The organism is Duganella kummerowiae, assembly GCF_053572355.1.
The window spans coordinates 115,784-142,188 of the sequence record NZ_JBKFEH010000011.1 but is presented as its reverse complement, the minus strand read 5'-3'; the positions used below and the strand labels follow the sequence as shown (position 1 = coordinate 142,188).

At 65.1% G+C, this 26,405-nt stretch carries 25 protein-coding genes; 6 read left to right on the top strand and 19 right to left on the bottom strand.

Annotation, left to right across the window (positions count from 1 at the left end; all coding sequences use genetic code 11):
• Positions 1 to 247: 247 nt before the first annotated feature.
• The 4 genes from ACLB1G_RS16665 to ACLB1G_RS16650 form a co-directional block, all read right to left on the bottom strand.
• A complete protein-coding gene (locus ACLB1G_RS16665; protein WP_491628353.1) occupies positions 248 to 4,123 on the bottom strand; it encodes a PAS domain S-box protein in 3,876 nt (1,291 codons plus the stop codon).
• Between the two features lie 134 nt (positions 4,124 to 4,257).
• Positions 4,258 to 4,908, bottom strand: coding sequence for a hypothetical protein (locus ACLB1G_RS16660; protein ID WP_491628352.1), 651 nt, complete (start codon positions 4,906 to 4,908; stop codon positions 4,258 to 4,260).
• Between the two features lie 97 nt (positions 4,909 to 5,005).
• Positions 5,006 to 5,308 (bottom strand): PIN domain-containing protein, encoded by a 303-nt coding sequence (locus ACLB1G_RS16655; protein ID WP_491628351.1) that lies wholly within the window; start codon positions 5,306 to 5,308, stop codon positions 5,006 to 5,008.
• A gap of 119 nt (positions 5,309 to 5,427) precedes the next feature.
• Positions 5,428 to 5,673, bottom strand: coding sequence for a hypothetical protein (locus ACLB1G_RS16650; protein ID WP_491628350.1), 246 nt, complete (start codon positions 5,671 to 5,673; stop codon positions 5,428 to 5,430).
• Between the two features lie 147 nt (positions 5,674 to 5,820).
• Here ACLB1G_RS16650 and ACLB1G_RS16645 point away from each other — a divergent pair, with 147 nt between their 5' ends.
• Positions 5,821 to 6,012 carry an oxidoreductase-like domain-containing protein gene (locus ACLB1G_RS16645; RefSeq protein WP_491628349.1) on the top strand — a complete coding sequence of 64 codons (192 nt, stop codon included), beginning with the start codon at positions 5,821 to 5,823 and terminating at the stop codon, positions 6,010 to 6,012.
• Positions 6,013 to 6,037: 25 nt separating this feature from the next.
• On the opposite strand, the gene ACLB1G_RS16640 is transcribed toward ACLB1G_RS16645, so the two are convergent.
• The 10 genes from ACLB1G_RS16640 to ACLB1G_RS16595 all read right to left on the bottom strand — a co-directional run bounded on the left by ACLB1G_RS16640 (position 6,038) and on the right by ACLB1G_RS16595 (position 17,965).
• Positions 6,038 to 7,150: a ribonucleotide-diphosphate reductase subunit beta gene (locus ACLB1G_RS16640; protein ID WP_491628348.1), complete on the bottom strand. Its 1,113-nt coding sequence runs from the start codon at positions 7,148 to 7,150 to the stop codon at positions 6,038 to 6,040.
• Positions 7,151 to 7,214: 64 nt separating this feature from the next.
• The gene (locus tag ACLB1G_RS16635; protein WP_491628347.1) at positions 7,215 to 10,145 is read right to left on the bottom strand and encodes a ribonucleoside-diphosphate reductase subunit alpha; all 2,931 of its coding nucleotides are present in this window, start codon (positions 10,143 to 10,145) and stop codon (positions 7,215 to 7,217) included.
• A 279-nt stretch (positions 10,146 to 10,424) separates the two neighbouring features.
• Positions 10,425 to 11,036, bottom strand: coding sequence for a 1,6-anhydro-N-acetylmuramyl-L-alanine amidase AmpD (gene ampD, locus ACLB1G_RS16630; protein WP_491628346.1), 612 nt, complete (start codon positions 11,034 to 11,036; stop codon positions 10,425 to 10,427).
• Entirely contained in the window at positions 11,033 to 12,523 is a 1,491-nt protein-coding gene (locus ACLB1G_RS16625; RefSeq protein WP_491628345.1) for a sigma-54-dependent transcriptional regulator, read from the bottom strand. Before ACLB1G_RS16625 ends, ampD begins: the two co-directional genes overlap by 4 nt.
• Before the next feature lie 16 nt (positions 12,524 to 12,539).
• Positions 12,540 to 14,210, bottom strand: coding sequence for a two-component system sensor histidine kinase NtrB (locus ACLB1G_RS16620; RefSeq protein ID WP_491628344.1), 1,671 nt, complete (start codon positions 14,208 to 14,210; stop codon positions 12,540 to 12,542).
• Positions 14,211 to 14,501: a PP0621 family protein gene (locus ACLB1G_RS16615; protein ID WP_491628343.1), complete on the bottom strand. Its 291-nt coding sequence runs from the start codon at positions 14,499 to 14,501 to the stop codon at positions 14,211 to 14,213.
• The gene (locus ACLB1G_RS16610) at positions 14,498 to 15,301 is read right to left on the bottom strand and encodes a cytochrome C assembly family protein (RefSeq protein WP_491628342.1); all 804 of its coding nucleotides are present in this window, start codon (positions 15,299 to 15,301) and stop codon (positions 14,498 to 14,500) included. The genes ACLB1G_RS16615 and ACLB1G_RS16610 overlap by 4 nt, the downstream gene beginning before the upstream one ends.
• 46 nt (positions 15,302 to 15,347) lie before the next feature.
• Positions 15,348 to 16,145 carry an ABC transporter ATP-binding protein gene (locus tag ACLB1G_RS16605; RefSeq protein WP_491628341.1) on the bottom strand — a complete coding sequence of 266 codons (798 nt, stop codon included), beginning with the start codon at positions 16,143 to 16,145 and terminating at the stop codon, positions 15,348 to 15,350.
• Between the two features lies 1 nt (position 16,146).
• Positions 16,147 to 16,968 carry an ABC transporter permease gene (locus ACLB1G_RS16600; protein ID WP_491628340.1) on the bottom strand — a complete coding sequence of 274 codons (822 nt, stop codon included), beginning with the start codon at positions 16,966 to 16,968 and terminating at the stop codon, positions 16,147 to 16,149.
• 13 nt (positions 16,969 to 16,981) lie between these two features.
• Positions 16,982 to 17,965 carry an ABC transporter substrate-binding protein gene (locus tag ACLB1G_RS16595; protein ID WP_491628339.1) on the bottom strand — a complete coding sequence of 328 codons (984 nt, stop codon included), beginning with the start codon at positions 17,963 to 17,965 and terminating at the stop codon, positions 16,982 to 16,984.
• A 261-nt stretch (positions 17,966 to 18,226) separates the two neighbouring features.
• Here ACLB1G_RS16595 and ffh point away from each other — a divergent pair, with 261 nt between their 5' ends.
• Together ffh and ACLB1G_RS16585 are read left to right on the top strand one after the other, a co-directional pair.
• Entirely contained in the window at positions 18,227 to 19,594 is a 1,368-nt protein-coding gene (gene ffh / locus ACLB1G_RS16590) for a signal recognition particle protein (RefSeq protein ID WP_491628338.1), read from the top strand.
• 180 nt (positions 19,595 to 19,774) lie between these two features.
• Positions 19,775 to 20,161, top strand: a complete 387-nt coding sequence (locus ACLB1G_RS16585) for an SWIB/MDM2 domain-containing protein (RefSeq protein ID WP_491628337.1) — start codon at positions 19,775 to 19,777, stop codon at positions 20,159 to 20,161.
• A 70-nt stretch (positions 20,162 to 20,231) separates the two neighbouring features.
• On the opposite strand, the gene ACLB1G_RS16580 is transcribed toward ACLB1G_RS16585, so the two are convergent.
• Both ACLB1G_RS16580 and ACLB1G_RS16575 read right to left on the bottom strand, forming a co-directional pair.
• Positions 20,232 to 20,828 (bottom strand): lytic transglycosylase domain-containing protein, encoded by a 597-nt coding sequence (locus ACLB1G_RS16580; RefSeq protein ID WP_491628336.1) that lies wholly within the window; start codon positions 20,826 to 20,828, stop codon positions 20,232 to 20,234.
• Between the two features lies 1 nt (position 20,829).
• On the bottom strand, positions 20,830 to 22,566 hold the full coding sequence (locus tag ACLB1G_RS16575; protein WP_491628335.1) for a proline--tRNA ligase: 1,737 nt from the start codon (positions 22,564 to 22,566) through the stop codon (positions 20,830 to 20,832).
• A gap of 204 nt (positions 22,567 to 22,770) precedes the next feature.
• Here ACLB1G_RS16575 and ACLB1G_RS16570 point away from each other — a divergent pair, with 204 nt between their 5' ends.
• Positions 22,771 to 23,400, top strand: a complete 630-nt coding sequence (locus tag ACLB1G_RS16570; RefSeq protein WP_491628334.1) for an RNA pyrophosphohydrolase — start codon at positions 22,771 to 22,773, stop codon at positions 23,398 to 23,400.
• Between the two features lie 33 nt (positions 23,401 to 23,433).
• On the opposite strand, the gene ACLB1G_RS16565 is transcribed toward ACLB1G_RS16570, so the two are convergent.
• Complete coding sequence (locus ACLB1G_RS16565; protein WP_491628333.1) at positions 23,434 to 24,024, bottom strand: hypothetical protein; 591 nt, start codon at positions 24,022 to 24,024, stop codon at positions 23,434 to 23,436.
• A gap of 204 nt (positions 24,025 to 24,228) precedes the next feature.
• Here ACLB1G_RS16565 and ACLB1G_RS16560 point away from each other — a divergent pair, with 204 nt between their 5' ends.
• Complete coding sequence (locus tag ACLB1G_RS16560) at positions 24,229 to 24,657, top strand: DUF1841 family protein (protein ID WP_491628332.1); 429 nt, start codon at positions 24,229 to 24,231, stop codon at positions 24,655 to 24,657.
• A 1-nt stretch (position 24,658) separates the two neighbouring features.
• Here the strand turns inward: ACLB1G_RS16560 and ACLB1G_RS16555 are convergent, their stop codons facing one another.
• Complete coding sequence (locus ACLB1G_RS16555; protein WP_491628331.1) at positions 24,659 to 25,000, bottom strand: c-type cytochrome; 342 nt, start codon at positions 24,998 to 25,000, stop codon at positions 24,659 to 24,661.
• Positions 25,001 to 25,011: 11 nt separating this feature from the next.
• Positions 25,012 to 25,362, bottom strand: coding sequence for a c-type cytochrome (locus ACLB1G_RS16550; protein ID WP_491628330.1), 351 nt, complete (start codon positions 25,360 to 25,362; stop codon positions 25,012 to 25,014).
• Positions 25,363 to 25,549: 187 nt separating this feature from the next.
• Here ACLB1G_RS16550 and ACLB1G_RS16545 point away from each other — a divergent pair, with 187 nt between their 5' ends.
• Complete coding sequence (locus ACLB1G_RS16545; protein ID WP_491628329.1) at positions 25,550 to 26,404, top strand: AAA family ATPase; 855 nt, start codon at positions 25,550 to 25,552, stop codon at positions 26,402 to 26,404.
• The last annotated feature ends 1 nt before the right edge of the window (position 26,405 follow it).

Genomic DNA, 26,405 nt, shown 5'->3' with positions numbered 1-26,405 from the left:
GTCTCTGCGATTTCGCCGCGCCCGTTCCGCGCTTGCGCGCGGTGGTCTTCGATGATGGTGAGCGCTGCATCGCGTGGTGCGCATCGCTGCTGCTCACTGATTCCAAATTCGTCGCGATTATGAGACACAGTGCAGCGAATGGCAAGGAGATTACTGCAGCGCGCGCCTGTACGGCGCACGCGAGCGCGCCATGCGCACCGCGCCGCAACGCATAACGCCTGTAGCTAAAGGAGGAAACGGGAATCGGTCAGGACGGACGGCGCGCCGGATCGATGCTGCGGATGATGGCTTCGAGCATCTGCTCATACTCGACCGGCTTGGCGATGAAGCCATTCATGCCGGCCGCTTCGCACTCGGCGCGCTCGCTTTCCATCACGCCGGCGCTCATGGCCAGCACCGGCAGCGGCAGTCCCATGGCGCGGATGCGGCGTGTCGCCTCGTAGCCATCCATGACCGGCATTTGCACATCCATCAGCACCACGTCGGCGCGCTTTGGATCGGCGTGCAGCAGGTCGACCGCCTCCTGGCCATTATTGGCGACGGTCAGTTCCGCCCCCAGCGGCTCCAGCATGCCGCGCGCGATCAGCTGGTTCAGCGCGTTGTCCTCGGCCAGCAGGATGCGCACGCCGCGCAGGCGTACCGCCGGCGGCGCGGCTGGCGCCTCGGCGCCTGTTCCGCGCAGCTCGGCCAGGGTGCCGCGCACCGTCTCGGCCAGGACCGAAGCCAGCACTGGACGCGCCAGCACGGCGGCTGCATGGCGGGTGGACGAAGACAGCGCATGCTGGGCCGCGTTCAGCATGGGGATTAGCGGCAAGGCGCCACCACGCCCCAGCTCGCGCAGGGTGTCCTCGCCGGCCGCCAGCCAGGTGGCGCCATCGACCACCACCGCCTGCCACTCGCCGTCCAGCGCCAGCGCCTGCTGCGCACTGGCGGCGCTGGCGCACTGCCAGCCCAGCGCGGCGGCGGCTTGGCGCACCGCCTGCGCGCTGGCGGCGCCCGCATCGACCAGCAGGATGGACAGCGGTTCGGGCAGAGCGGCCGGCTGGGCGGCGCCGTCCAGCGGAAATGGAATCGCCAGATGGAAACAGCTGCCCCGCCCCTGCACGCTGTCCACCGTCACGCAGCCCTGCATCAGTTCGACCAGCTGGCGCACGATGGACAGCCCCAGGCCGGTGCCGCCGAAGCGGCGCGAGGTCGACCCGTCGGCCTGTTCGAAAGGCGCGAAGATGCGTTCCAGCTGCTCGGCGCTCATGCCGATGCCGGTGTCGCTGACGCTGATCTCCAGCAGCACGCGCGCATCGTCGAGGGGAGTGGCGCGCGCCGCCACCACGATCTCGCCATGCTCGGTGAACTTGATGGCGTTGCTGACCAGGTTGAGCAGCACCTGCTGCAGGCGCATCGGATCGCCGCAGAGGGGCGGAATGTCCGGCGCCACGTCCAGGATGTAGTCAACGTCGCGCTGTTCGGGATAGGCCTGCATGGCGGTGGCGACCACGCCCGCCACCTCGGCCACGGTAAAGGGCAGCTGGGCCATGGCTATCTTGCCCGCTTCGATCTTGGAGGAATCGAGGATATCGTTGATGATGTGCAGCAGCGACTGGCCGCAGGCGCGTATCTTCTCCACGAAGTCGGCCTGCTCGCGCGACAGCCCGGTGCGCGCCAGCAGGTGGGTCAGGCCAAGCACGGCGTTCATGGGAGTGCGGATCTCGTGGCTCATGTTGGCCAGGAAGGCGCTCTTGGCGCGGTTGGCGGCCGAGGCGGCGCGCTCGCTGCTGGCCTGGGCCAGCTCGGCTTCCTTGCGCGAGCTGATGTCGGTGATCAGGAGGTGGAAACCGGTGACCGCGCCTGCGCCGTCCAGTTCCGGGATGTAGGACACCATCACATAGCGCGGCCAGCCCGGATGGCGCAGCGTGAGCTCGAAGTGCTGGCGCTCGCCGGCCAGGGCGGCGTCCACGTGCGGCGCGATGTCGGCATAGGTGTCCGCCCCCATCACGGCGCTGATATGGCGGCCGATGATAGCTTGCGGCGATAGCCCCAGCATGGTTTCATAGGCTTTGTTGGCGAAGCGGTAAACGCCAGCGCTGTCCACGTAGCCGATCAGGGCCGGGCTGTTGTCGGTGATGGCGCGCAGGAAGCGCTCGCTGTCGGCCAGCTTGCGCTGGGCTTCCTGGCGCTCGGTGACGTCGGCCATCATGACCACGGCGCCCAGGCTGCTGCCATCGTCGCGCCACAGGCGGCGGCCGGACACCAGCAGGTGGCGCGGCCGCCGGTTGGCCGCCGCCACCACGATCTCGGCGTCGCGCACCTCCTCGCCCTGGAAGGCGCGTACCAGCGGGATACGGTTGCGCGGCAGCGGGGTGCGTTCATCGGCTTCGTACAGCGAGTAGTGGCGCGCCCATTGCTCCTGCGGCAGGTCGCTCTGGCTGATGCCGTGCAGTTCGCGGCTGGCGCGGTTGAACAGGCTGAGCACGCCTTCCTGGTCGCAGGCGATCACACCGATGTCTATGCTTTCCAGCACGGCGCGCAGCAGCACGCGCTCGGCCTCCAGCTCCTGCTCGATGCGCACGCGCTGCGAGATATCGTTGATAAAAGCGCCATAGCTGGGATGCTGGCCAGTGCGCACCAGGCCGATGGTGAGTTCGATGGGGAATTCCTCGCCGCTGCGGCGCAGGGCGCTCAGCTGCAGGCGGCGGCCCAGCACATGGTTTTCGCCGGTGCGCTGAAAGCGGCGCATGCCCTCGTCATGGGCACGGCGCATGGCGGGCGGGATGATGACGTCGCGCAGCGGCCGGCCCAGCACTTCCTCGCGCGACCAGCCGAACATGGCTTCGGCCTGCGGATTCCAGTCGATCACATTGCCGTGGTGGTCCATGCCGACGAAGGCGTCCTGGGCCGTCTCCAGGATGTTGCGGATGCGTTCCTCGCTGGCGCGCACGGTCTGCAGCGATTGCTCCAGTTCGGCGGTGCGCTGCGAGACCCGGCGTTCCAGTTCGGCATTGGTGCCGGTCAAGAGCTCGCGCTTCTGGCGCGCCTGGTCCAGCAAGGCGTACAGGGCGCCGCTGACGCCGTCCAGCTCGACATAGCCGGTGGGGTCGGGTCGGCGGGCGCCGCCCTGCTCGTCCTCGGCGCTGGCGCGTTCGACGATGCGCTGCAGCGCATTGGTCAGGCGCCGCGCCAGGTAGATGCCCAGCAGCGAGAAGCCCAGCGCCACCAGCAGGCCGACCGCCAGTACCCGGCTCTGCAGGGTGCTCACCGACTCATAGGCGATGGCGGTTTCCTGGCGTATCAGGATGGTCCAGTCCAGGCCCGGGTATTCGGCATAGCCGCGCGTGCGCGAGTAGCCGACGATGTAGCGGCGGCCGTCGGGCCAGTTCTCCTCCAGGTAGCCGGCCTGGCGGCTGCCGACCGGCGCCACGCCCTGCGAGCGCAGCGGTTTGCCGACCCAGTCCCTGGGGCCGGACAGCACCACACCGTCGCGGCTGAGGATGAAGGTTTGCACGCCGCGGTCGGCGCGGCTGTTGAACAGGTCCTGCACCTGGCGCGACCAGCGCCAGCTCAGGTGGGTGCCGAGCACACCGGCCAGGCTGCCGTCCGGATGAAAATAGGGAAAGGCGACGTCGACGAAGCGCTGCGGATTGCCCTCGTCCAGCGGCAGCAGCCTGGCCAGCAGCTTGGCGTCGTGCACGTCGTGCACGTAAACCTTGTTGGTGGCGTCCACGAACCAGTTGCGCTGCTTGACGTTGACGCCTTCCAGCATGCCGCCGGTGGCGGCCAGCACCAGGCCGTCGGTGTCGGTGATGCCCATCCAGGAGTACAGCGGGTAGCTGCGCTGCAGCTGCTCCAGCAGCGCGCGCTTGCCGGCCGCCGGCAACGTGGGTGAGCCGAGTTCGGGGCGCTGGGCCAGGTTCTGCACTTCGCGGTAGCGCTCGTACATCATGGTGTCCAGCAGCGAGGTGGCGTGGGTGGCGCGCTCGGCCAAGCCCTCGCCTATGCTTTTCTTGAGTTCGTCCGTGGCCACCACACCGATCAGCAGCACCAGCATGAAGGTCAGCAGCAGCGAGGCGCCCGACAAGAGGAAGGCGAACAGGGAGCCGATCTTCTTGGGACGGGACCAGAATTTCATGGACGAGGGGAATTGAAAGGCAAGAAAGTTTCATCTTACGCGCAAGCCGCGTCCGCATAGTCTGCCGCTTACATCTCGTTGCAGGTGCGCAACGTTACCGCGCAGTCATTTCGCCGGGTTCGGGTGCAGCGATGTCAGCAGGCGGCGCGCGCCTGGTCCTGCGGTGTCGCCATGCCGGCGTGACTGGTGAGCAGGCCGCTTATGATCGCGTCCAGGATGAAGAATTCGCGGCGATAATCGAGCTCGTAGCTGAGCCCGCGCGCCTGGTCGCGGATGCGGTTCAGTTCATCCTCGCCACGAGCGGCGGCGATGCCGGCCAGGCGCTGTTCAACGGCGGCGCGGCCGGCCGCCTTGGGCACGCTGCCGCGGCTGATGGTGAGGTTTTCCAGCAGCAGCCGGGGCTGGGACGGGAAATACAGCGGCAGGCCGGCGATGGGCTGGTCCAGTTCGCCGTGCGGCGGCCCCTTCACCAGCACCACTTCCATGCCGGGCAGCTGCACCTTGCGGTCATAACTATAGGTAAGGAAGAAGGTGCCGAGCGCCGGCTGGCCGCCGTCGAAGGCGGAGCGGAAGCCGATCACGGCGTTGGGGAACAGTCCGGCGCACACCTGCAGGCGGTGGCGGGCGACCTGGGCCGGCCATTCGGACGGCGGCAGGGCCGAGGCCAGGCCGGTGACGATGCGGGCCAGGGAACCGTCCTGCAAGCGGCACTGGACGGCGCGCTTGCCAGCATCGCTGAGCTCGGCGTACACGATCAAGTCATCGTCGCTTGTCGTCTTTTTCATGGATGGCGCGGATGGCGGTGGCGGAATGTCGCGTTTATTGTGCCAGAGCGCGGTTTTTGTCGCGTTTTTTATGGCTGGTGGACGACCAGCGGCTGAGCTACGGCAGAGGCCGTACCTTGCTCACGCTGCCGTCAGCGCCGACCTCATAAGGTACTCTTACAGCGGCACCTACAAAGTCACCGATGTTACGCGTGATAAGAAGGCGTCCGCTGAGGTTGGCAGTTGCCTGAATGATGGCGTCAGGCAGCTTCAGCCTGCGCTTGGGATGCTCATGCAGCGCATCGAAGCGGATCGCGGCTGTCTCAATAGCGACGGCATCCGAGACAGGTAAAACGAAGATACCGGCATCGCGTATCACGGCTTCAATCTGCGGGCGCAAGCGTGGAGGAATGCCCGCCATGACCTCGATCTAGGTCACCAGGCTGATTGCTGGGTCTTCATAGTGACCAAGCTCATTCAAAGCCTCATCACGGCCATCAAGGTAGTCGATGATGATGTTCGTATCGAACAAGGCCGCAGTCATTCGGCTCGCATTTCCAGTTGAAAGGCCAGTCCGTCCTGAGGGGCGTCCGGTAAACCTTTCAAGATGCCGAACGCTTTCATCAGGGCTGCTCTTCGCTGCTCCCTGGATAACTTGGGTAAGGTTGATTCGGACGCCTCGTCCGGCTCACGCTGCGCGACGAAGGGGACTTTGGCTTCGACCGGAGTGATGGATTCGGAATTGGCCGGTTCGCCATGCGGTATTTCCAACACGAGCTTGCGCATATCGACCTCCGCATAAGAACTTGAGCAAACTACCGGCCAGTCTAGCGCACTTTATGTATGCCCGTATTGACCGCCAACAAACCATCGAAATTCACCCTTACATCGTTGCACAGGTAAAATCCTGTCACATTGCCCGACCTGACACTGATGATGCTGATGATGGATGATTCGAAACCAGAAGCACCCACGCCGCCCGCGCCGGGCGATTGCTGCCAGAGCGGCTGTACTTATTGCGTGGAGGATCTGTACCAGGAGGAACTGGACCGCTACCGCGTGGCGCTGGCGGCCTGGGAGCTGCGCCAGGCGCCGCCTCCAGAAACAAAAAAGCCCACCGTTTGACGGTGGGCTTCGGGTCTAGTCCAGCTTAATCCCAGCTCAGCGCGCCGCCGGTCTGGTATTCGATCACGCGGGTCTCGAAGAAGTTGCGTTCTTTCTTGAGGTCTATCATCTCGCTCATCCACGGGAACGGGTTTTCTTCCTGGTCGAACAGCTGCTCCAGGCCGATCTGGGTGGCGCGGCGGTTGGCGATGAAGCGCAGATAGCCCTTGAACATGGGGGCGTTCAGGCCCAGCACGCCGCGCGGCATGGTGTCCTCGGCGTAGGCGTATTCCAGGTCCACCGCTTTCAGGAACAGCTGCTTGATCTCTTCCTTGAAGGCCGGAGTCCACAGCAGCGGGTTTTCCATCTTGATGGTGTTGATCAGGTCGATGCCGAAGTTGCAATGCATGGACTCGTCGCGCAGGATGTACTGGTATTGCTCGGCCGCGCCCATCATCTTGTTCTGGCGGCCCAGCGCCAGGATCTGGGTGAAGCCCACGTAGAAGAACAGGCCTTCCATCAGACAGGCAAACACGATCAGCGACTTGAGCAGCTTCTGGTCCTGCTCCACCGTGCCGGTGGTGAAGGACGGGTCGGTCAGGGTGTCGATGAAGGGGATCAGGAACTGGTCCTTGTCGCGGATGGACTTGATCTCGTTGTAGGCGTTGAAGATTTCCTGCTCATCCAGGCCCAGCGATTCGACGATGTACTGGTAGGCGTGGGTGTGGATGGCTTCCTCGAAGGCCTGGCGCAGCAGGTATTGGCGGCACTCGGGCGCCGTGATGTGGCGGTAGGTGCCCAGCACGATGTTGTTGGCGGCCAGCGAGTCGGCCGTCACGAAAAAGCCCAGGTTGCGCTTGACGATGCGGCGCTCGTCCTCGGTCAGGCCGTTGGGGTTCTTCCACAGCTCGATGTCGCGCTGCATGTTCACTTCCTGCGGCATCCAGTGGTTGGCGCAGCCGGCCAGGTATTTGTCCCAGGCCCATTTGTACTTGAACGGGACCAGCTGGTTGACGTCGGTCTTACCGTTGATGATGCGTTTGTCGTCGGCGTTCACGCGCTGAGCGATCTGCTCGGCGTTGGCTTCGCCCGAGGCCAGGGCCGCCTGATTGACGGCGGCGGGGGTGGCGGGGGTGTCTTCGTCCCAGGACAGCGACATATCGGTTTCCTCTTCTATCTATACAGTATAGCCCCGGACCGCGGTCCGGGGCGCTTACATCAGCTTATTGGCAGGCTTCGCATTCCTCGAAACCGTCGTCGCCCGGACGCAGGTAGCAGGCGGCGCCTTCCGCTTCCGGCTGGGCCGGGGCGGCGGCAACCGGCGCCGGGGCCGGGGCGGCGGCCTGGGCGCTGGCCGAGAGCCCGCCGTCCACCGCCACGGCGTTCAGGGCGCCAGTCTTGGTGGTGGATTTCTCCATGTGGGTGGCGGCGATGGTGCGCAGGTAGTAGGTGGTCTTCAGGCCGCGCAGCCAGGCCAGCTTGTAGGTTTCGTCCAGCTTCTTGCCGGAGGCGCCAGCCATGTAGATGTTCAGCGACTGGGCCTGGTCTATCCACTTCTGGCGGCGCGAGGCGGCTTCCACCAGCCAGCTCGGCGGCACTTCGAAGGCGGTGGCGTAGATGTCGCGCAGGTCTTGCGGGATGCGGTCGATCTTGGCCAGCGAGCCGTCGAAGTACTTCAGGTCGGCGATCATGACCTCGTCCCACAGGTCGCGCGCCTTCAGGTCGCGCACCAGGTAGGCGTTGATCTCGGTGAACTCGCCCGACAGGTTGGACTTCACGTACAGGTTCTGGAAGGTCGGCTCGATGCAGGCCGACACGCCAATGATGTTGGAAATGGTGGCGGTCGGAGCAATCGCCACGCAGTTCGAGTTGCGCATGCCGAATTTGGCGATGCGCTCGCGCACCGGGGTCCAGTCCATGGAGGACGAGGTGTCCTGCTCCAGGTAGCCGCCGCGCTCGGCCGCCAGCAGGGCGATCGAGTCCTGCGGCAGGATGCCGCGGTCCCACAGCGAACCTTTATAGGAAGCGTAGTGGCCGCGTTCCTCGGCCAGTTCGGTCGAGGCCAGATAGGCGTAGTAGCACACCGCTTCCATCGAGGTGTCGGCGAATTTCACCGATTCATTCGAGGCGAACGGCACGCGCATCATGTGCAGGCAGTCCTGGAAGCCCATCACGCCCAGGCCGACCGGACGGTGGCGCATGTTGGCGTTGCGGGCTTTCTCGACCGCGTAGTAGTTGATGTCGATCACGTTGTCCAGCATGCGCATGGCGGTGCGGATGGTCTTCTGCAGCTTGACGTGGTCCAGCTTGCCCTCTTTCATGTGGGCCGGCAGGTTCACCGAACCCAGGTTGCAGACGGCGATTTCGTCCGGACCGGTGTTCAGGGTGATCTCGGTGCACAGGTTGGACGAGTGCACCATGCCCACGTGCGACTGCGGCGAACGGATGTTGCACGGGTCCTTGAAGGTGATCCAGGGGTGGCCGGTTTCAAACAGCATGGACAGCATCTTGCGCCACAGGTCCAGGGCCGCGATCTTCTTGAACACGCGGATTTCGCCAGCGGCGGCCTTGGCTTCGTAGCCCAGGTAGGCTTGTTCAAAGGCCTTGCCGACCTTGTCGTGCAGGTCCGGGCAGTCGGACGGCGAGAACAGGGTCCATTCGCCCTTTTCCATCACGCGCTTCATGAACAGGTCGGGGATCCAGTTGGCCGTGTTCATGTCGTGGGTGCGGCGGCGGTCGTCGCCGGTGTTCTTGCGCAGGTCGAGGAATTCCTCGATGTCCATGTGCCAGGTTTCCAGGTAGGCGCACACCGCGCCCTTGCGCTTGCCGCCCTGGTTGACCGCCACGGCGGTATCGTTGACCACTTTCAGGAACGGCACCACGCCCTGCGATTTGCCATTGGTGCCCTTGATGTGGGCGCCCAGGGCGCGCACCGGGGTCCAGTCGTTGCCCAGGCCGCCGGCGAATTTGGCCAGCAGGGCGTTTTCCTTGATGGCGTCGTAAATGCCTTCCAGGTCGTCCGAGACGGTGGTCAGGTAGCAGGACGACAGCTGCGAACGCAGGGTGCCCGAGTTGAACAGGGTCGGGGTGGACGACATGAAGTCGAAGGTCGACAGCAGGTTGTAGAACTCGATGGCGCGCGCTTCGCGGTTGCTCTCGTTCAGGGCCAGGCCCATGGCGACGCGCATGTAGAAGGCCTGCGGCATCTCGATGCGCACATCGCGCACGTGCAGGAAGTAGCGGTCGTACAGGGTTTGCAGGCCGATGTAGCCGAATTGCAGGTCGCGGTCGGCCACCAGGGCCTTGGCCAGCTTGGCCAGGTCGAACTCGGCCAGTTTCGGGTCCAGCAGCTCGGCTTCTATGCCCTTGGCGACGTAGGCCGGGAAGTAGGTGAGGTATTCGGCGGCGGCCTGGGCTTGCGGGGTCTCCTTGCCGAACACTTCCTTGCGGATGGTGTGCAGCAGGATGCGGGCCGTCACTTGCGAGTAGGCCGGGTCTTTTTCCATCAGGGCGCGGGCGGCCAGGATGGCCGACTTGTGCAGCTCCTCGACCGGCACGCCGTCGTACAGGTTCTTGACGGTTTCGGCCAGGATGGCGTCGGCGTCCACGTGTTTTTCCAGGCCGGAGCAGGCGGCGCCGATCAGGTCGCGCACTTCCTGCATCACCAGCGGACGGCGCACGCCGCCCTCGGTCACATGCAGCTGGGGTTCGGCGATGGCGGAGGCGCCGGCCGCTTCCTTCTTCAGGCGGCGCTCTTCCATGTGCTTGGCGCGATACAGCACGTAGGCGCGCGCGACGTCGTGTTCGCCCGAGCGCATCAGGGCCAGTTCGACCTGGTCCTGCACGTCTTCGATATGGAAGGTGCCGCCGGACGGCTGGCGGCGCACCAGCGCGGACACCACGCTGTTGGTCAGTTGCTCTACCAGTTCGCGCACGCGGGCCGAGGCCGCGCCCTGGCCGCCGTTCACGGCCAGGAAGGCCTTGGTCATGGCGACCGCGATTTTCGACGGCTCAAACGCGACGACCGCGCCGTTACGGCGGATGATGCGGTAGTCACCGAGCGCGCTGGCGGCCACGGCGGGGCTGCTGGCGGTGCTCGCAGTCGCTGCTGGTACCAGCGCTGGATTGATGGTCATGTCTTGAGTAGATTGCATTTAAGCTCCCCGATAACAGCGTGCAGTCATGGCTGCGCGGCGTGTGTTGATACAAAAAAAGACAAAAATATAGCGTCAGCCACTGCCTACCTGGCTGGTCAAAAACACAGCAAAACTGGGATTTCCGGACCCTGCGGGGCTATCCGGCTGGTGCTGGAAGTTGAGGATCCGGTGTCATGAGAACCACTATATCTAGTACGAGAACATATTTGATGCACTGATTGTAGTAGGCACGATTTGGCCGTGCAAGGGTAATTTTGACGTTTTCGGCAATTTTTTCTATTGACTTTCCAGGATGCCTGTAGGGAAGCCAAGTTCAGCCGTAGCGCCCACTAACCGGGCGCTTTCCCTCCATTGTCGTTGATACCATACCCAGTCGAAACACGGCCCCGGATCGGTCTTGCGGCCCGGCGCGATGTGCTCGTGTCCTTGCACATCCGTCAAGGGATAGCGCCGCTGCAGGGCCAGCGTCAGCCCGGCCAGGGCGTGGTACTGAGCCGGCTCGAACGGCGTATCGTCGCTGCCTTCCAGCTCGATTCCAACGGAAAAATCATTACATTTCTCCCGTCCCCTGAATACCGAGCGACCCGCGTGCCAGGCCCTGTCGTTAGCAGAAACATACTGGATCACGCGGCCGTCGCGGCGGATGAAGAAGTGGCTGCTCACCTTCAGCCCGCGCAGGTCGGCAAACGAGGGGTGAGCATTATAGTCGATGCGGCCGGTGAACAAGTCAGACACATGCGGACCGCCCCACTGCCCTCCCGGCAGGCTGATGTTATGCACCACCAGCAGGCTGATGTCGGCCGGGTCAGGGCGGGCATCGAAATAAGGGCTGTCGTAGCGGCGCGCCTGGAGGCACCAGCCGTCGGCGCCGATCTCGTAATGGTTCATGCGTCCGGCTCCTGGATGTTGAGCTTGTGCATCTGGTAGCGCAGCTGGCGGAAACTGATGCCCAGCAGCTGGGCGGCCTGGGTGCGGTTGTACCGGGTCCGGGCCAGGGCGCGCAGGATCAGGTCGCGCTCGATCCGGACCAGGTACTCGGGCAGGCTGCAGGGCAGGCCTTCGAGCAGCGCCGGAGCGGGACCGCCGGCCGGCGGTCCGGCGGCCGGCGCTCCGGCGGCCGCCGAACCGTCGCCTGCGGCGCCTACGGCGCCATGGGCGGCTGGCTGCGGCGGCGGCAACGCGGGCGCCGCCTGCACCAGGCGCGCGCCCTTGAGCGCCAGGCCGCCGACCTCGATCACGCCATCGTCGGCGAAGGCCAGGGCGCGCTCGAGGATGTTTTCCAGCTCGCGCACATTGCCGGGGAAGGTATGGCCGCGCAGCGCCTCCAGCACGCCCGGTCCCAGCACCACCCGCTGTCCGACGGTACCCAGGCGCGCCAGGATGGCATCGGTCAGCGCTTCCAGGTCGTCCAGCCGCTCGCGCAGCGGCGGCAGCCGCAACTCGATCACGTTCAGGCGGTAGTACAGGTCCTGGCGGAAGCTGCCCTGCTCCACGCAGCGCGCCAGGTCCTTGTGGGTGGCGCTGATGAGGCGCACGTCGACCGCTTCCTCGGCGGTGGCGCCCAGCTTGCGCACGCGCCGCTCCTGGATGGCGCGCAGCAGCTTGACCTGCATGGCCAGCGGCAGGTCGGCCACCTCGTCCAGCAACAGGGTGCCGCCGTTGGCGGCCTGGAAAAAGCCGTCGCGCTCCTCGGCCGCGCCGGTAAACGCGCCCTTGCGGTAGCCGAAGAATTCGGCCTCCATCAGTGCTTCCGGGATGGCGCCGCAGTTGACGGCGATGAAGGGCTTGCCGGCGCGCGCGCTCTGGGCGTGGATCTCGCGCGCCGCCAGTTCCTTGCCGCTGCCCGATTCGCCATGGATGGCGATGGGCGCCATGGAGCGCGCCAGCCGCGCGATCTGGGCGCGCAGCGCCTGGATCACGGCCGACCCGCCCTTGAGGCGGCTGGACTGCGGTGCGGCGGCCTCGTCGGGCGCGGCGGCCCGGCCGTTCAGCCGCAGCGCCGACTGCACCATGATGCGCAGCTGGTCCAGCGCCACCGGCTTGGTAAGATAGTCGAAGGCGCCGGCCTTGAGCGCCACCACGGCGTTGTCAGTGCTGCCAAAGGCGGTGACCACCGCCACCGGCGTGTTACTGTGGGCCGCCGCCACCTCGCGCACCAGTTCCAGTCCCAGGCCGTCGGGCAGGCGCATGTCGGTCAGCACCAGGGCGTACTCGCTGCGGGCGGCGGCCGTGCGCCCCAGCCAGACGCGCGCCTCGGCCAGGGTGGCCGCGCTGTCCACCTCCAGGCCCATTTTCAGCAGGGTGATTTCCAGCAGTTCGCGCAGGTCGGCTTCGTCATCGACCACGAGGATGCGGGGAATGCTGCGAGCGGTCATGTGGCGGCCCTTTCTGTCAGCGTTCCGGCGGCCAGGCCAGCGGATGGGCGAAAGTGATCACGAAGCGGCCACTGGATGCGGGCGCGGGCGCGGCCTGTCCCGGTAGGGGGCCGACGGCGCCGTAGCGGTATTCATAGTCCAGCGTGGCATCGTTATTCAAACACAGTTCGCGCGCCAGATACAGCCCCAGGCCGGTGCCCTTGCTGGAGGTGGTGTGGAAGGGTTCGAACAAATGGGCGCGCACCTCGGGCGGGATGCCGGGGCCGTCGTCCTGCACGTGCAGCTCCATGCGGCCGCCATGACCGTCCAGCAGGTGCAGGCGGATCGAGGCCGGCTGGCCGCTGGCGTAGCGCAGCGCGTTGTTGAGCAGGTTGAGCACCACCTCGCGCAGGTGCAGCGGATCGAAGCGCACCGTGGCCCCGGGCGGCGCCGTGATGTGGACGATGGCGGGATCGAGCTTGTGGGCGCCGTCGAATTCGGCCTTCAGCTCGGCCAGGAAGGCGTGCGGCGCGAGCGGCTGGTGCTCGGTGCGGGCCTTGCGCGACAGGCGCAGGATGTCCTCCACCATGCGGTCCACGCGGCTGACATTGTCGCCCACGATGTTCAGCAGGCGGCGCTGCACCGGACTGTCCAGGTCTTCCTCCAACAGCGCGGTGGCGTGGGCGATGGCCGACAGCGGATTGCGCACTTCGTGGGCAATGCTGGCCGTGAGCCGTCCCATGGAGGCCAGCTTGAGCTGCTGCGCCTGGAGTTCGATGGCGGTCACGTCGCGCAGGAAGATCACGTTGCGACCGGCCTCGCCGCCGGTGTCGACCGCCGCGAAACTGAGCGTGAGATGGGCCGCCTGGCGCGGCGCCCCACCGGCCGGTGGCTTGATGGTGACGAAGGCGGTGGCGCGGGCCGGGTCGGCGCGCCAGTCCGCATAGGCCTGGGCCAGCGGCGCCAGGGCCGCGTGCGCCGACAGGAGGAAGCGCAGCTCGGGACCGCTCAGGCCCAGCATCTGGCGGGCGGCCGGATTGCCGTCGCGGACCCGGCCGTCCTCGTCCAGCACCAGCACGCCATCGCCGACGTTGGCCATCACCAGCCGGTTGACGGCCTGCTGCACATGGATTTCCAGGTCGCGCCGGTGGGCCAGTTCTTCCTGGCGCAGCAGGCGGGCCGCCATGCGGTTGACCACCAGCACGGCGGCAAAGAAAGCGGCGCCGAACAGGCCGGACTGCAGCATGGCCGGCTGGCTGTCCAGCATGAAGAATTGGTAGGTGCCCTCGGCCAGGATGAACAGGGCGACCAGGGCGGCGCAGAACAGCGCCAGCAGCAGCGGCGCCAGGATGGCCATGCCGGCCAGCGGGAACAGGTAGAGGATGGCCAGGCCGCTGCGCATGCCGCCGCCAGCCAGGTAGAGCAGCGAGATGATGGCCAGGTCGCAGCCGATCTGCGCCATCAGCTGGGCCAGGAAATGGCGCCGCCGGTACACGGCCATCAGCACGAAGACGATGGCCAGCGCCAGGTACAGGGCGCACACCTGCAGGTAGAGCGGGTCGCCGGCGGCGCGCGGGCCGTGGCTGCCGGCGCTCAGGTAGCCCAGCAATACCAGGGCGATCACCACCCGGGTGGCGTTCAGGGTGTGCAGCGAGCGCCAGAGGGTTGCGCGCGCCTGGGCCGACAGCGCAGGCAGGCGCGGGTACATCTATCCGGCCAGCTGGGCGTGGGCCGGGCTGCAGTAATCGCGCCCGGCAGCCGGTACGTTTTCCGAAGCCGGGTAATACACGCCGCAATGGGCGCAGCACAGCATGGTCTCGGTGTTGGCCAGGTCGCGCTGGCGCGCCTGCCGCAGCGGCTCGGCGGCGGCAGCGCCGCCGGCGCCGCCCTGCTGCTCGCGGCGCATTTGCTCGCCGCGCTGCTGCAGGCCGCGCAGCTTGCTGCGGATTGCGAAAACCACCAGCGCCACCAGCGCCAGCCAGACCAAGATACGGCTCATGCCACTCCCCGATGTAACACCACTTCAAACACAAAACGGCTGCCGACATAGGCCAGCAGCAAGGTCGCAAAGCCGGCCAGCGTGAAGCTGAGCGCGGTCTTGCCGCGCCAGCCACGAAAGCGCCGGCCGGCCAGCAAGGCCGCGAACAACACCCAGGACAGCAGGGTGAACACGGACTTGTGATCCCAGCGCAGGGCGATGCCGAACAGCTGTTCCGAAAACACGATGCCTGACAATACGGTCAGGGTCAGCAGTGCGAAGCCGAAGCCTATCATGCGGAACAGCAGCTTCTCCATGGTCAGCAGGGCCGGCAGCTGGTCCAGGGCGCCGGACAGGAAGCTGCGCCGCTCGCCGCGCGTGTGCAAGCGCGATTCCTGCAGCGCCATCAGCACGGCGTGGAAGGCGGCAATGGTGAGGGTGCTATAGGCCAGGGTGGCGATGGCGATGTGCCAGCCGAACAGGGGCGACTTGCCGTTCAGGGCGATGATGTTGCCGGGGAAGCTGGCCTGCAGGGCGGCCGCCACGGCGGCGCTGGGCATGACCATGCGGCGCAGGCCGTCCAGGCCGAAGTTGCGGTTCTCGACCCAGTAGGCGCCGACCGAGACCCACAGGGCCGAGGACAGCATGGCGGCAAAGCCGAGACGCAGGGCGTCCGGGTGCAACACCTCGGACCACAGGGCCACGCCGTGCAGCAGCCAGGCCGCGCCGGTGGTGAGCGAAATCAGGGTGCCGCGGCGCGATGGCAGCACGGCGCACACCAGGTACAGTCCGACGGCCAGGAATAAGAGGGAAGTCTGCATAAGACAGGCAGTTTACACCATCCGCGCAAGCCGCCGCGAATGCTTCTCAATCCACGGCCGCCATGCGCAGCTCGTCGCTGTGATGGCGCTGCTGCTCCTCCATCACCAGCTGGCCCAGTTCGCGCTTGAGGGCGTTGAACTCGGGCGCGGCCGGATCGCGCAGGCGCGGCAGATCCACCAGCAGGTCGCGCTTGATGGTGCCGGGGCGGTAGGTCATGACGATGATGCGGTCGGCCAGGTAAATGGCTTCCTCTATGCTGTGGGTGACGAACAAAATGGTCTTTTTCAGCTCGGACCAGATGCGCAGCAGCTCGTCCTGCAGGTTGCGGCGGGTCAGCGCGTCCAGGGCGCCAAATGGTTCATCCATCAGCATGATGGGCGAATCGAGGGCCAGCACGCGGGCGATGGCGACGCGCTGGCGCATGCCGCCCGACAAGTCCTTGGGATAGCGCTTGCGGAAGTCGCCCAGCGACAGCATGGCCAGCAGCCGGTCCACCGTGGCGCTGATTTGCGCCTTGGGCTGGCCCTTGATCTGCAGGCCGAAAGCGATGTTTTCGGCCACCGTCATCCAGGGGAACAGTGCGTATTCCTGGAACACCATGCCGCGCTCGGGACCGGGGCCGGTGACGGGCCGGCCGTCGGCCGTGATGAGGCCGGACGACGGCGGGGCGAAGCCGGCCACGGCGTTGAGCAGGGTGGACTTGCCGCAGCCCGAGGGGCCCAGCAAACAAGTGAACTGGCCGCGCGGGATCTCCAGGTCGATGTCCTTGAGCGCCACCACTTCGCGCCCGGCGCCCTGGAACACCTTGCTGACGCCGGCGACGGCGATATGCGGTTCGGCCATCTCAATTCTCCAGGCCGCGGTGCCAGCGCAGCAGGTGGTTGTTCAATTTATTCATGCCGACGTCGATGGCCAGGCCGATCAGGCCGATGCTGATCATGCCGGCAATAATCTTGTCGGACCAGAAGTATTCGCGCGCCTCCAGGATGCGGAAGCCCAGGCCGTTGTTCACGGCAATCATCTCGGACACGATGACGACAATGAAGGCCGTGCCTATGCCGATGCGCACCCCCGACAATATATAAGGCACGGCGGCCGGCAGTATCACGCGCAGGAACAAGGTGGTCCCGGAGGCGCCCAGGTTGCGGGCCGCGCGCAGGTAGATGCCGTCCACCTGGCGCACCCCGGCTATGGTGTTCATCAGCACCGGGAAGAAGGCGCCCAGGGCGATCAGGAAGATGGCGGGCGGATTGCCCAGGCCGAACCACAGGATGGACAAGGGGATGTAGGCAATTGGCGGTATCGGCCGCAGCAACTGCATCAGCGGATTGAGCCAGGCGTACACGCGGGCCGAGGCGCCCATGGCCAAGCCGATGGGCAGGGCCAGGCCGGCGCCGATGACAAAGCCCACCAGCACCCGGTACAAGCTGCCGATGGCGTCCGTGATCAACTCGCCAGAGACGGCCCAGCGCAGCCAGCTGCCGGCGGCGGGATCATAGGGCTGCAGCGGCAGCAGGTAGGCGATCCACTTTTCCACCACCGCCAGTGGCGAGGGCAGCACCTGCGGATTGACCCAGCCCAGGGCGGCCACCGCCTGCCAGGCCGCCACCACGATCACGGGCACGATCAATCCCACGCCCGCTTCCCGCCATTTCCATGCCGCCATGCGCCCTCCTCCCCTATTTGACGTTCAGGCTTTTCTTGGCTGCCTCCAGCAGGTCGGTCTTGACCCACTCCCTGGCCGCCGGCGGCTTGCTCATGCGGCCCACGCCGGTCTTGAACATGACGTCGGTGGTGGTCTGGATGTGCTCGGGCGTGATGTCGTAGGAATATGGCGAATTGCCGATGGCGTCATCGAAATCGTCCTTGCTGATCTGGCCCTTGAACACCACCTCGCGCACGTATTTCTCGGCCACGGCCTTGTTGTCGATGAAGGTCCTGGTGGATTCGACGAAGCAGCGCATGAATTTCTCGGCCACCGGGCGGCGCTCCTTGTAGAACTTCTCGGTCATGACCATGGTGCGTATGGGTTCGCCGATGGGGGTGTCGTAGGGCTTGATGATTTCCTCGCCAAAGCCCTTGTTGATGGCTTGCGAGGATTGCGGCTCGGACTGCATCATGGCGTCGATGTTCTTGCCGAGCAGGGCCTGGTTGAGGTCGGCGTAGGGCAGGAACACCAGCTGCACATCCTTGCCCGGCTGGTCGGAGCCGGTCATGCCGTTGCGCTGCAGTTCGGCCAGCAGCAGCACTTCCTGGATGCCGCCGCGCGTGACGCCCACCTTCTTGCCCTTGAGGTCCTTGACCGATTTCAGTTTGAGGTCGCTGCGGCCCACCAGGCGGGCGCCGCCCTTGGCGAAGCCGGCCACCACGTAGATGGGCGCGCCGCCGGCGCGGCCGGAAATGGCGGCCTCGGAAGCGGTGGCGCCGACATCGAGCTCGCCGGCGATGATGGCCTGCATCACGTCCAGCCCCTTGGCAAACACATGCTCCTCGACCTTGATACCGCACTTGGGGGCGATCTCTTTTATATAAGAGACGGCGCCGTAGTGGGCGAATTTGAGGTTGCCCAGCCGGACCACGTCCTGGGCCTGGGCCGCGCCGGTGGCCAGCACCATCACGGCGGCGGCCAGGGCGGCCAGCTTGCCATTGCGATTCTTTGTCATCCACATTCTCCCGGTTGTGCTACTGATGGAATAGTTGTACCGATTTTATGTGCAGATAGTACCAAGACCTTGACGCGGGAAAACAGAATTTTAGTGCCGTGCGTGCGGCCTGATATTGTTGTACAACAACTCCATGGCCTGCGGGACGCGCCGCGCAGGCTGCCATTGCCTGTGGCGGTGGCCCGTCCGCCTGCCGCGCGCGATGCGGTAGAATGGCGGCCATAGTCCGGCCGGGCCGGCATCACTCCTACAGAATCCATCATGCTAGACAATCTTACCCAACGGCTTGCCAAGGTCGTCAAAACCATGCGCGGCGAGGCGCGCTTGACCGAAGCCAACACCGCCGAGATGCTGCGCGAAGTGCGCATGGCGCTGCTGGAGGCCGACGTGGCCCTGCCGGCGGTGCGCGAATTCATTGCCAAGGTCAAGGAAAAGGCCCTGGGCGAGGAAGTGATTTCCTCGCTGTCGCCGGGCCAGGCCCTGGTGGGCGTGGTGCAGCGCGAGCTGGCCGCCCTGATGGGCGCCGACCTCGGCCCCGAAGCCACCCAGCTCAGCTTTGCACAGCAGCCGCCCGCCATCATCCTGATGGCCGGCTTGCAGGGTGTGGGTAAAACCACCACGGTCGGCAAACTGGCCAAATACCTGAAGGAAGAAAAGAAGAAGAAGGTGCTGACGGTGTCGGCCGACGTCTACCGTCCGGCTGCGATCGCCCAGCTGCAATCGGTCACCAAGCAGGTCGGGGCCGACTTCTTCCCGTCCACCGCGCAGGACAAGCCGGTCGATATCGCGCTGGCCGCGCTGGACTGGGCCAAGAAGCATTACCACGACGTGCTGATCATCGACACCGCCGGCCGCCTCGGCATCGACGAGGACATGATGCGCGAGATCGCCGCCGTGCACGGCGCCGTCAAGCCCATCGAGACCCTGTTCGTGGTGGACGCCATGCTGGGCCAGGACGCCATCAACACGGCCAAGGCCTTCAACGATGCGCTGCCGCTGACCGGCATCGTGCTGACCAAGCTGGACGGCGATTCGCGCGGCGGCGCCGCGCTGTCGGTGCGCCATGTGACCGGCAAGCCGATCAAGTTCGCCGGCGTATCCGAGAAGCTGGACGGCCTGGAAGCCTTCGATCCGGCCCGCATGGCCAACCGGGTGCTGGGCATGGGCGACATCCTGGCCCTGGTGGAGGAAGCGCGCAAGGGCGTGGACGCCAAGGCAGCGGCCGAGCTGGCCAGCAAGATGAAGACCGGCGGCAAGTTCGACCTGAACGACTTCAAGGCCCAGCTGGGCCAGATGAAGAACATGGGCGGCATGGCCAGCCTGGTCGACAAGCTGCCGGCCCAGTTCCAGCAGGCGGCCGGCAACGCCAACATGGACCAGGCCGACAAGCAGGTGCGGCGCATGGTCGGCATCATCGATTCCATGACGCCGCAGGAACGGGCCAAGCCGGAGCTGATCAAGGCCACCCGCAAGCGCCGCATCGCGGCCGGCGCCGGGGTCCAGGTGCAGGAAGTGAACCGCATGCTGAACCAGTTCGAGCAGATGCAGACCATGATGAAGAAGCTGTCCGGCGGCGGCATGATGAAGATGATGCGCGCCATGAAGGGCATGATGCCGGGCCTGCGCTGAAGCAGGGTTTTCCCTGCCAAAGGCAGAGCGGGATGTGCGGGGCCGCACGATGGCATGAATTTACGTGGTGTTTCCGGGAAAAAACGCGAAAAACACTTGCATACGGCTTGATTCCCCACCAATATTAGCCGGTGCGATCTATTGCGCAATTTTCCATGTGTTCGTTAAGGAGGCTCGAATATGGCAACAGCCAAAAAAACCCCAGCAGCACCCGCTAAGAAGGCCGAGGCCGCCAAGCCGGCGCCCGCGAAAAAAGCAGCACCCGCCAAAGCTGCTGCAGCCAAGCCAGCAGCAGAGAAAAAAGCACCGGCCGCGCGCAAGCCCAACGCCGCCTTCATGAAGGAATTGACGCCCTCGGCCGCACTGGCCGCCGTGGTCGGCGCCGCCCCGCTGCCGCGCACCGAAGTGACCAAGAAAGTGTGGGATTACATCAAGAAGCACGATTTGCAGGATGCGGCCAACCGCCGCAACATCAACGCCGACGACAAGCTGAAAGCTGTGTTCGGTGGCAAGGCCCAGGTTTCCATGTTCGAAATGACCAAGCTCATTTCCGACCATCTGAAATAAGCGCAGCGGCTGCGTGCCGCGCAAAAGTGCCCCGGGGTTGAAGACTTCCGGGGCATTTTTTATGCCCGGCTTATTTCCAGTTGTTCCAGGCCGCCAGCACGGCGTTGGGGTATTCGGGCTTGCCACGGCTGCCGTTGTAGCGGCCCAGGGCGAGGTAGAGGTTGCCGCCTTCCATGTCGATGTACATGCGCAGGATGGCGCAGCCGTAGCGCAGATTGGTCTGCATGTTGAACAGGGCGCTGCGGTTGCGGTCGCCGATGACATTGGTCCAGAACGGCATCACCTGCATGTAGCCGCGCGCGCCCACCATGGACACGGCGTATTTGCGGTAGGCCGATTCGACCTGGATCAACCCCAGCACCAGGCCAGGATCGAGCCCGGCGCGGCGCGCCTCGTACCAGGCCGTTGCCAGGAATTCGTTGCGCACCTGGTCGTCCGGCAGCTTGCGCTGCAGCCTGGCCGACATGCGGGCCAGCCAGTCCTGGTAGCGCTGGCGCTCCGCGTCGCTGCGGAAGCGGGGCACCGGCGGGGCGCTGTCGTGGATGGCGTTGGCCAGGGCCAGGCGCACCGAATCGGCCAGCGCCTCTTCCTTCTGGTTGCCGGCCTGGGCGCACAGGGCGGCCGTCAAGGCCACCGCACCCCAGCCCCATCTGCCGCGCCCGCCCATCTTATTGCGCCAGCTTGCCTTTGACGAAGCTGAGGATGTCGCCGGCAGGAACCACGGTGGCCTCGGCGTCGCGGCGGCCCTGGTATTCGAGCTTGCCTTCCTTCAGGCCGCGGTCGCCGATCACCACGCGGTGCGGCACGCCGATCAGTTCCCAGTCGGCGAACATCTGGCCCGGACGCAGGCCACGGTCGTCGACGATGACGTCGATGCCGGCCGCCAGCGCTTGCGCGTACAGCTGCTCGGTGGCTTCCTTGACGGCCTCGCTGCGGTCCATGCCCATGGGGCACAGCACCAGTTCGAACGGGGCCAGCGCGGCCGGCCAGACGATGCCCTTGTCGTCGAAGTTCTGCTCGATGGCGGCGCCCAGGATGCGGGTCACGCCGATGCCGTAGCACCCCATCTGCAATGGCGCCGGCTTGCCGTTCTCATCCAGGAAGGTGGCGTCCATGGCTTGCGAGTAGGCGGTGCCCAGCTGGAACACGTGACCCACTTCGATGCCGCGCTCGATGGCCAGCACGCCCTTGCCGTCCGGCGAGGCGTCGCCTTCGACCACGTTGCGCAGGTCCAGCACCAGGGCCGGTTCGGCCATGTCGCGGCCCCAGTTGGCGCCCGTGTAGTGGTAGCCGGCGTCGTTGGCGCCGCAGCAGAAGTCGGCCATGTTGGCGACCGTGCGGTCGGCCACCACGGTGACCGGAGCCTTGGTGGCTATCGGCCCCAGGTAGCCGGGCACGGTGCCGTACACTTCCAGGATCTCGGCTTCGGTCGAGAAGCGGTGCTGGGCCAGGCCCGGCACCTTGCCGACCTTGACTTCGTTGAGCTCGTGGTCGCCGCGCAGCAGCAGCATGAAGTATTGCTTGCTCTGCTTGCCGTCCGTTTCCGTATCGACCGTCAGGGCGATGGTCTTGACGGTGGAGGACAGCGGGATGCCCAGCAGCCCGGCCACTTGCTCGCACTTGGTGGCGTTGGGGGTGGCGGCCTTGACCAGCTCGGCGGCGGGCGCCGGGCGGGTGGCATTGGCCGGCAGCGCTTCGGCCGCTTCCATGTTGGCGGCGTAGTCCGAGGTCGGGCAGTACACCAGGGCGTCCTCGCCGGTGGAGGCGATCACGTGGAATTCGTGCGAGCCGGTGCCGCCGATGGCGCCGTTGTCGGCCGCCACGGCGCGGAACTTCAGGCCGAAGCGGTTGAAGATGCGCACATAGGCGTCATACATGACCTGGTAGGACTGCTGCATGCCGGCCAGGTCGCGGTCGAAGGAATAGGCATCCTTCATGGTGAACTCGCGGCCGCGCATCAGGCCGAAGCGGGGACGGCGCTCGTCGCGGAACTTGGTCTGGATGTGGTAAAAATTCAACGGCAGCTGGCGGTAGGATTTGATTTCCGAACGCACCACGTCGGTGATCACTTCCTCGGAGGTGGGCTGGATGGCGAAGTCGCGGCCGTGGCGATCCTTGACGCGCATCAGTTCCGGCCCCATCTTGTCCCAGCGGCCGGTTTCCTGCCACAGCTCGGCCGGCTGTACCAGCGGCATCAGCAGCTCGATGGCGCCGGAACGGTTCATCTCTTCGCGCACGATGTTTTCCACCTTGCGGATGATGCGCAAGCCCATGGGCATATAGGTGTAGATGCCAGAACCGAGGCGCTTGATCATGCCGGCACGCATCATCAGTTGATGGCTGACGATCTCTGCGTCGGAGGGCGCTTCCTTGAGCGTTGAAATAAAAAATCGGGTGGCGCGCATACGATGAATTCTTTTTAAAAAGAGAGAGTTATAATCGACCTAATTTTAAAGGATTAGCTGGTCCCATGCGTCCATACTTTGTACAAATGCATACAATTGACAGCCCTGCGGCGGCTTCCGTACCCCGGAGCCAGGGCCGCTGGGCGGTTTCATGAGCAAAAAGATAAGAGGACGCCAGGCCAAGCAGAAAGTTTGAGGTGCACTATGCTCGATCGTGAAGGGTTCCGCCCCAACGTCGGCATCATCCTGCTCAACGCCCATAATGAGGTGTGGTGGGGCAAGCGGGTGCGCGAGCACTCATGGCAATTTCCGCAGGGCGGCATCAAATATGGTGAGACGCCGGAACAGGCGATGTATCGGGAGCTGGAAGAAGAAATAGGTTTACGCCAGGAACACGTCAAGATCGTCGGCCGCACCCGCGACTGGCTGCGCTATGAAGTGCCGGACCACTTCATCAAGCGCGAGATCCGGGGCCATTACCGTGGCCAGAAGCAGATTTGGTTCCTGCTGCGCATGTGCGCCCGCGACAACGAGGTGAACCTGCGCCTGACCGACCATCCCGAGTTCGACGCCTGGCGCTGGCACGAGTATTGGGTGCCGCTGGACGTGGTGATCGAGTTCAAGCGCGAGGTGTACCAGCGCGCGCTGCAGGAATTGTCGCGCTTCCTGACGTGGCCGGCGCATGGCAACAACGGCCATCACCACCGCAACTCGCGCTATTTGCGCCAGCAGCACCCGCCGCGCCCGGTGCCGGAACCGCCCGGCTCGGTGTGCAGCGGCGACACGCCCAAGCTGATCGTGCCGCCTTCGGTGGGCAAGGAAGCCAGCAAGTAAGACGCTGCGCGGCAATCCCTGCCGCGCTTGCCCTCAGTCATCAGACAGGATATCGCCACTGCGGCGATGCCTGGGCAGGCGGCGTTCGACCTGGTTCTGCGCGCTGAGGCTGGCGTGATTGACCAGCACCAGGGCGCTGCGCAAAGCTTCGCTCATGCTGTGGGCGGCAACCTGCATGGCTTCCATGGGCGACGGCGGAGCGGCCGGCCTAGCGGCCAGTTCACGCCGCAGGCGGTCGGCCAGCTGCCACTGCCGCTCTCCCGGAAATCGTACCCACAGGTCGCGCCAGGCGTTGCGACCCTCCCCGGCAATGGCGAGCGCCATCTGGCTGGGCGACACGGCGCGGCCATTGAACATGAGCCGGCCGCCCTGCACTTGAGCGAAATGCGACTGTTCGCCGCGCCGCATGCGCAAGTGCGTGCCCTCCGGCAGGAACAGCGATTTCCATTGGTAGCCCAGCAAGGGCGTATCGGCGCGCTGCTGGCTGGCGATCCAGTCCGCCAGGGCGCGGGCGATGGCCTCCTGGGGCGATAGCTTGCTGCGGCTACGGTGCAGGTAAGCCAGCAATTGCTCCAGGGATGCGGGCGGGACCAACTCCCGGTCCCCTGCGGAGAAGCTACTCATTTGGCCTCCTAAACGTGTCTATTCTGTCCGGTTTTTTTCTATTGGACGGGCGAGCCGCAAAATAGTTCGACCAGCGATCGTTTTAGACAGGAATAGCAGCCGAAATAGCAGGCACTCCCCAGGGGCGCGCCAGGACAGGCACGGCGCACGCCCGCGCGGCGGCGGGGGTACAATGGCGGCCCAGTTTCCCTACCAGCCATCGCCATGTTCAATCCCACCCAAGACGAGGTACGCCGCTTCTATTGCGAGACCTACCGCAAGCTGAACGCCAACGAAATCCTGACCCCCATGGAAGCCATGGCGGGCGACTGGATACGCCAGCATCCGGAATACGACGAGGTGTTCAGCGATGTCGAATCGGCCCTGCAGCGCGATTATTCGGTAGACAATGGCCAGGCCAATCCCTTCCTGCACCTGTCCATGCACGTGGCCATCGACGAGCAGATCTCGGTGGACAAGCCGGCCGGCATCCGCGCCGCCGCCACCGAGTTGACCCTGCGCCTGGATTCGGCGCACGAAGCCCAGCACCAGATCATCGAGTGCCTGGGGGAGATGCTGTGGGAAGCGGCACGCAACGGCGTGCCGCCCGATGGCAATGTCTACCTGGAGAAGGTGCGGCGGCTGCTGAAATAACTTAGCGGTGCGACGCCAATGTGCCGGGCAGGCTGTGCAAATATGCCGCCAGGTCCTTGATGTCCTGGTTGCTGAGCGGCTTGACCTGGCCCGTCATGATGGCGTTGCTGCGGCCGTTGGGCGCGTCGCCGCGCTTGTAGGCGGTCAGCGCATGCTCCAGGTAGTCGCGGTGCTGGCCGGCCAGCTTGGGATAGCTGGGGTCGATGGGGGTGTTGAAATCCTTGCCGTGGCAGGAGAAGCAGGCGTATTTCTCGGTCAGCGCCTTGCCCTTTTCCACATTGCCGGCCGCCAGGGCCGAGGCCGACACCAGCGTGCAGATCAGTACGGTCATCAGTCGTTTCATGGGGCGGGTCCTCATTTCGCGGTGCTGGCGGTTTGCTGCGCACCGTTCTGCTGCGCATAGTAGGCGGCGATGTCGGCGATATCCTGGTCCGACAGGCTGCTGGCGATGCCCTTCATGGAGGGATGCTTGCGCTCCCCTTTCTGGTAGGCCTTGAGGGCGTTCTCGATGTACTTGGCGGACTGCCCGCCTATCATGGGGACTTGGTAGACTTCGGGGAATGTGGCCTTGTAGCCGGGGATGCCATGGCATCCGATACACATTTCCACTTTTGCGGGAGCTGCCTTGGCGTTTCCAACGATATCCGCTGCCGCCGCGCCGTACGCGGCACCAGCCAGCACGAGTAGTGCAAAGATTTTTTTCATGGTGGGCTAGGTAATCATTGTGGATCGGAATACCAGTTATGCAATTTGTGAATTTGCATTATTAGCATTTGATTCTAACCCAGTTTTCTTTGCATAGTCCACACGGAGGCTTGCCAATAGTACACATCAACAACGGTATATACTGGCGCCATCCGAATTCACACCATCCGCTGAAAGACAGTCACCTATGCAGGCACACCAACGCTTCCAGGGTTCCGACAACTATGTCGCCACCAACGATCTGAAACTGGCCGTGAACGCGGCCCTGACCCTGCAGCGTCCGCTGCTGATCAAGGGCGAACCGGGCACGGGCAAGACCATGCTGGCCGAGGAAGTGGCCGCCGCGCTGGGCATGCCGCTGCTGCAATGGCATATCAAATCGACCACCAAGGCGCAGCAGGGCTTGTACGAGTACGATGCGGTGTCGCGCCTGCGCGACTCGCAGCTGGGCGACGAGCGGGTGCGCGACATCAACAACTACATCGTCAAGGGCGTGCTGTGGCAAGCCTTCACGGCGCCAGCGCCGGTGGTGCTGCTGATCGACGAGATCGACAAGGCCGACATCGAATTCCCCAACGACCTGCTGCGCGAACTGGACCGCATGGAATTCTACGTGTACGAGACGCGCGAGATGGTGCGCGCCGTGCACCGCCCGCTGGTCATCATCACCTCCAACAACGAGAAGGAGCTGCCGGACGCCTTCCTGCGGCGCTGCTTCTTCCACTATATTAAGTTCCCGGACCGCGACACCATGGAGCAGATCGTCCAGGTCCATTACCCGCACCTGAAGAAAGAGCTGCTGGCCCAGGCGCTGCAGACCTTCTACGAGGTGCGCGACGTCCCCGGCCTGAAGAAAAAGCCATCCACCTCGGAATTCCTGGACTGGCTCAAGCTCTTGATGGCCGAGGACATCCCGGCCGAGGCCCTGCGCAGCCAGGACGCCAAGGCCGTGGTGCCGCCGCTGCACGGCGCCCTGCTCAAGAACGAGCAGGATATCCACTTGTTTGAACGCCTGGTATATATGTCGAGGACCAACCGCTGAT

Excerpts from the sequence above, each read along its gene's own strand:
- ACLB1G_RS16620 (WP_491628344.1), bottom strand. The coding sequence starts at position 14,210 with ATGTACCCGCGCCTGCCTGCGCTGTCGGCCCAGGCGCGCGCAACCCTC.
- ACLB1G_RS16570 (WP_491628334.1), top strand. The coding sequence starts at position 22,771 with ATGCTCGATCGTGAAGGGTTCCGCCCCAACGTCGGCATCATCCTGCTC.
- ACLB1G_RS16625 (WP_491628345.1), bottom strand. The coding sequence starts at position 12,523 with ATGACCGCTCGCAGCATTCCCCGCATCCTCGTGGTCGATGACGAAGCC.
- ACLB1G_RS16585 (WP_491628337.1), top strand. The coding sequence starts at position 19,775 with ATGGCAACAGCCAAAAAAACCCCAGCAGCACCCGCTAAGAAGGCCGAG.
- ACLB1G_RS16580 (WP_491628336.1), bottom strand. The coding sequence starts at position 20,828 with ATGGGCGGGCGCGGCAGATGGGGCTGGGGTGCGGTGGCCTTGACGGCC.
- ACLB1G_RS16650 (WP_491628350.1), bottom strand. The coding sequence starts at position 5,673 with ATGCGCAAGCTCGTGTTGGAAATACCGCATGGCGAACCGGCCAATTCC.
- ACLB1G_RS16560 (WP_491628332.1), top strand. The coding sequence starts at position 24,229 with ATGTTCAATCCCACCCAAGACGAGGTACGCCGCTTCTATTGCGAGACC.
- ACLB1G_RS16635 (WP_491628347.1), bottom strand. The coding sequence starts at position 10,145 with ATGCAATCTACTCAAGACATGACCATCAATCCAGCGCTGGTACCAGCA.
- ampD (WP_491628346.1), bottom strand. The coding sequence starts at position 11,036 with ATGAACCATTACGAGATCGGCGCCGACGGCTGGTGCCTCCAGGCGCGC.
- ACLB1G_RS16665 (WP_491628353.1), bottom strand. The coding sequence starts at position 4,123 with ATGAAATTCTGGTCCCGTCCCAAGAAGATCGGCTCCCTGTTCGCCTTC.
- ffh (WP_491628338.1), top strand. The coding sequence starts at position 18,227 with ATGCTAGACAATCTTACCCAACGGCTTGCCAAGGTCGTCAAAACCATG.
- ACLB1G_RS16655 (WP_491628351.1), bottom strand. The coding sequence starts at position 5,308 with ATGGCGGGCATTCCTCCACGCTTGCGCCCGCAGATTGAAGCCGTGATA.
- ACLB1G_RS16595 (WP_491628339.1), bottom strand. The coding sequence starts at position 17,965 with ATGACAAAGAATCGCAATGGCAAGCTGGCCGCCCTGGCCGCCGCCGTG.
- ACLB1G_RS16615 (WP_491628343.1), bottom strand. The coding sequence starts at position 14,501 with ATGAGCCGTATCTTGGTCTGGCTGGCGCTGGTGGCGCTGGTGGTTTTC.
- ACLB1G_RS16645 (WP_491628349.1), top strand. The coding sequence starts at position 5,821 with ATGATGCTGATGATGGATGATTCGAAACCAGAAGCACCCACGCCGCCC.
- ACLB1G_RS16605 (WP_491628341.1), bottom strand. The coding sequence starts at position 16,145 with ATGGCCGAACCGCATATCGCCGTCGCCGGCGTCAGCAAGGTGTTCCAG.
- ACLB1G_RS16640 (WP_491628348.1), bottom strand. The coding sequence starts at position 7,150 with ATGTCGCTGTCCTGGGACGAAGACACCCCCGCCACCCCCGCCGCCGTC.
- ACLB1G_RS16565 (WP_491628333.1), bottom strand. The coding sequence starts at position 24,024 with ATGAGTAGCTTCTCCGCAGGGGACCGGGAGTTGGTCCCGCCCGCATCC.
- ACLB1G_RS16610 (WP_491628342.1), bottom strand. The coding sequence starts at position 15,301 with ATGCAGACTTCCCTCTTATTCCTGGCCGTCGGACTGTACCTGGTGTGC.
- ACLB1G_RS16545 (WP_491628329.1), top strand. The coding sequence starts at position 25,550 with ATGCAGGCACACCAACGCTTCCAGGGTTCCGACAACTATGTCGCCACC.
- ACLB1G_RS16575 (WP_491628335.1), bottom strand. The coding sequence starts at position 22,566 with ATGCGCGCCACCCGATTTTTTATTTCAACGCTCAAGGAAGCGCCCTCC.
- ACLB1G_RS16600 (WP_491628340.1), bottom strand. The coding sequence starts at position 16,968 with ATGGCGGCATGGAAATGGCGGGAAGCGGGCGTGGGATTGATCGTGCCC.
- ACLB1G_RS16550 (WP_491628330.1), bottom strand. The coding sequence starts at position 25,362 with ATGAAAAAAATCTTTGCACTACTCGTGCTGGCTGGTGCCGCGTACGGC.
- ACLB1G_RS16555 (WP_491628331.1), bottom strand. The coding sequence starts at position 25,000 with ATGAAACGACTGATGACCGTACTGATCTGCACGCTGGTGTCGGCCTCG.
- ACLB1G_RS16660 (WP_491628352.1), bottom strand. The coding sequence starts at position 4,908 with ATGAAAAAGACGACAAGCGACGATGACTTGATCGTGTACGCCGAGCTC.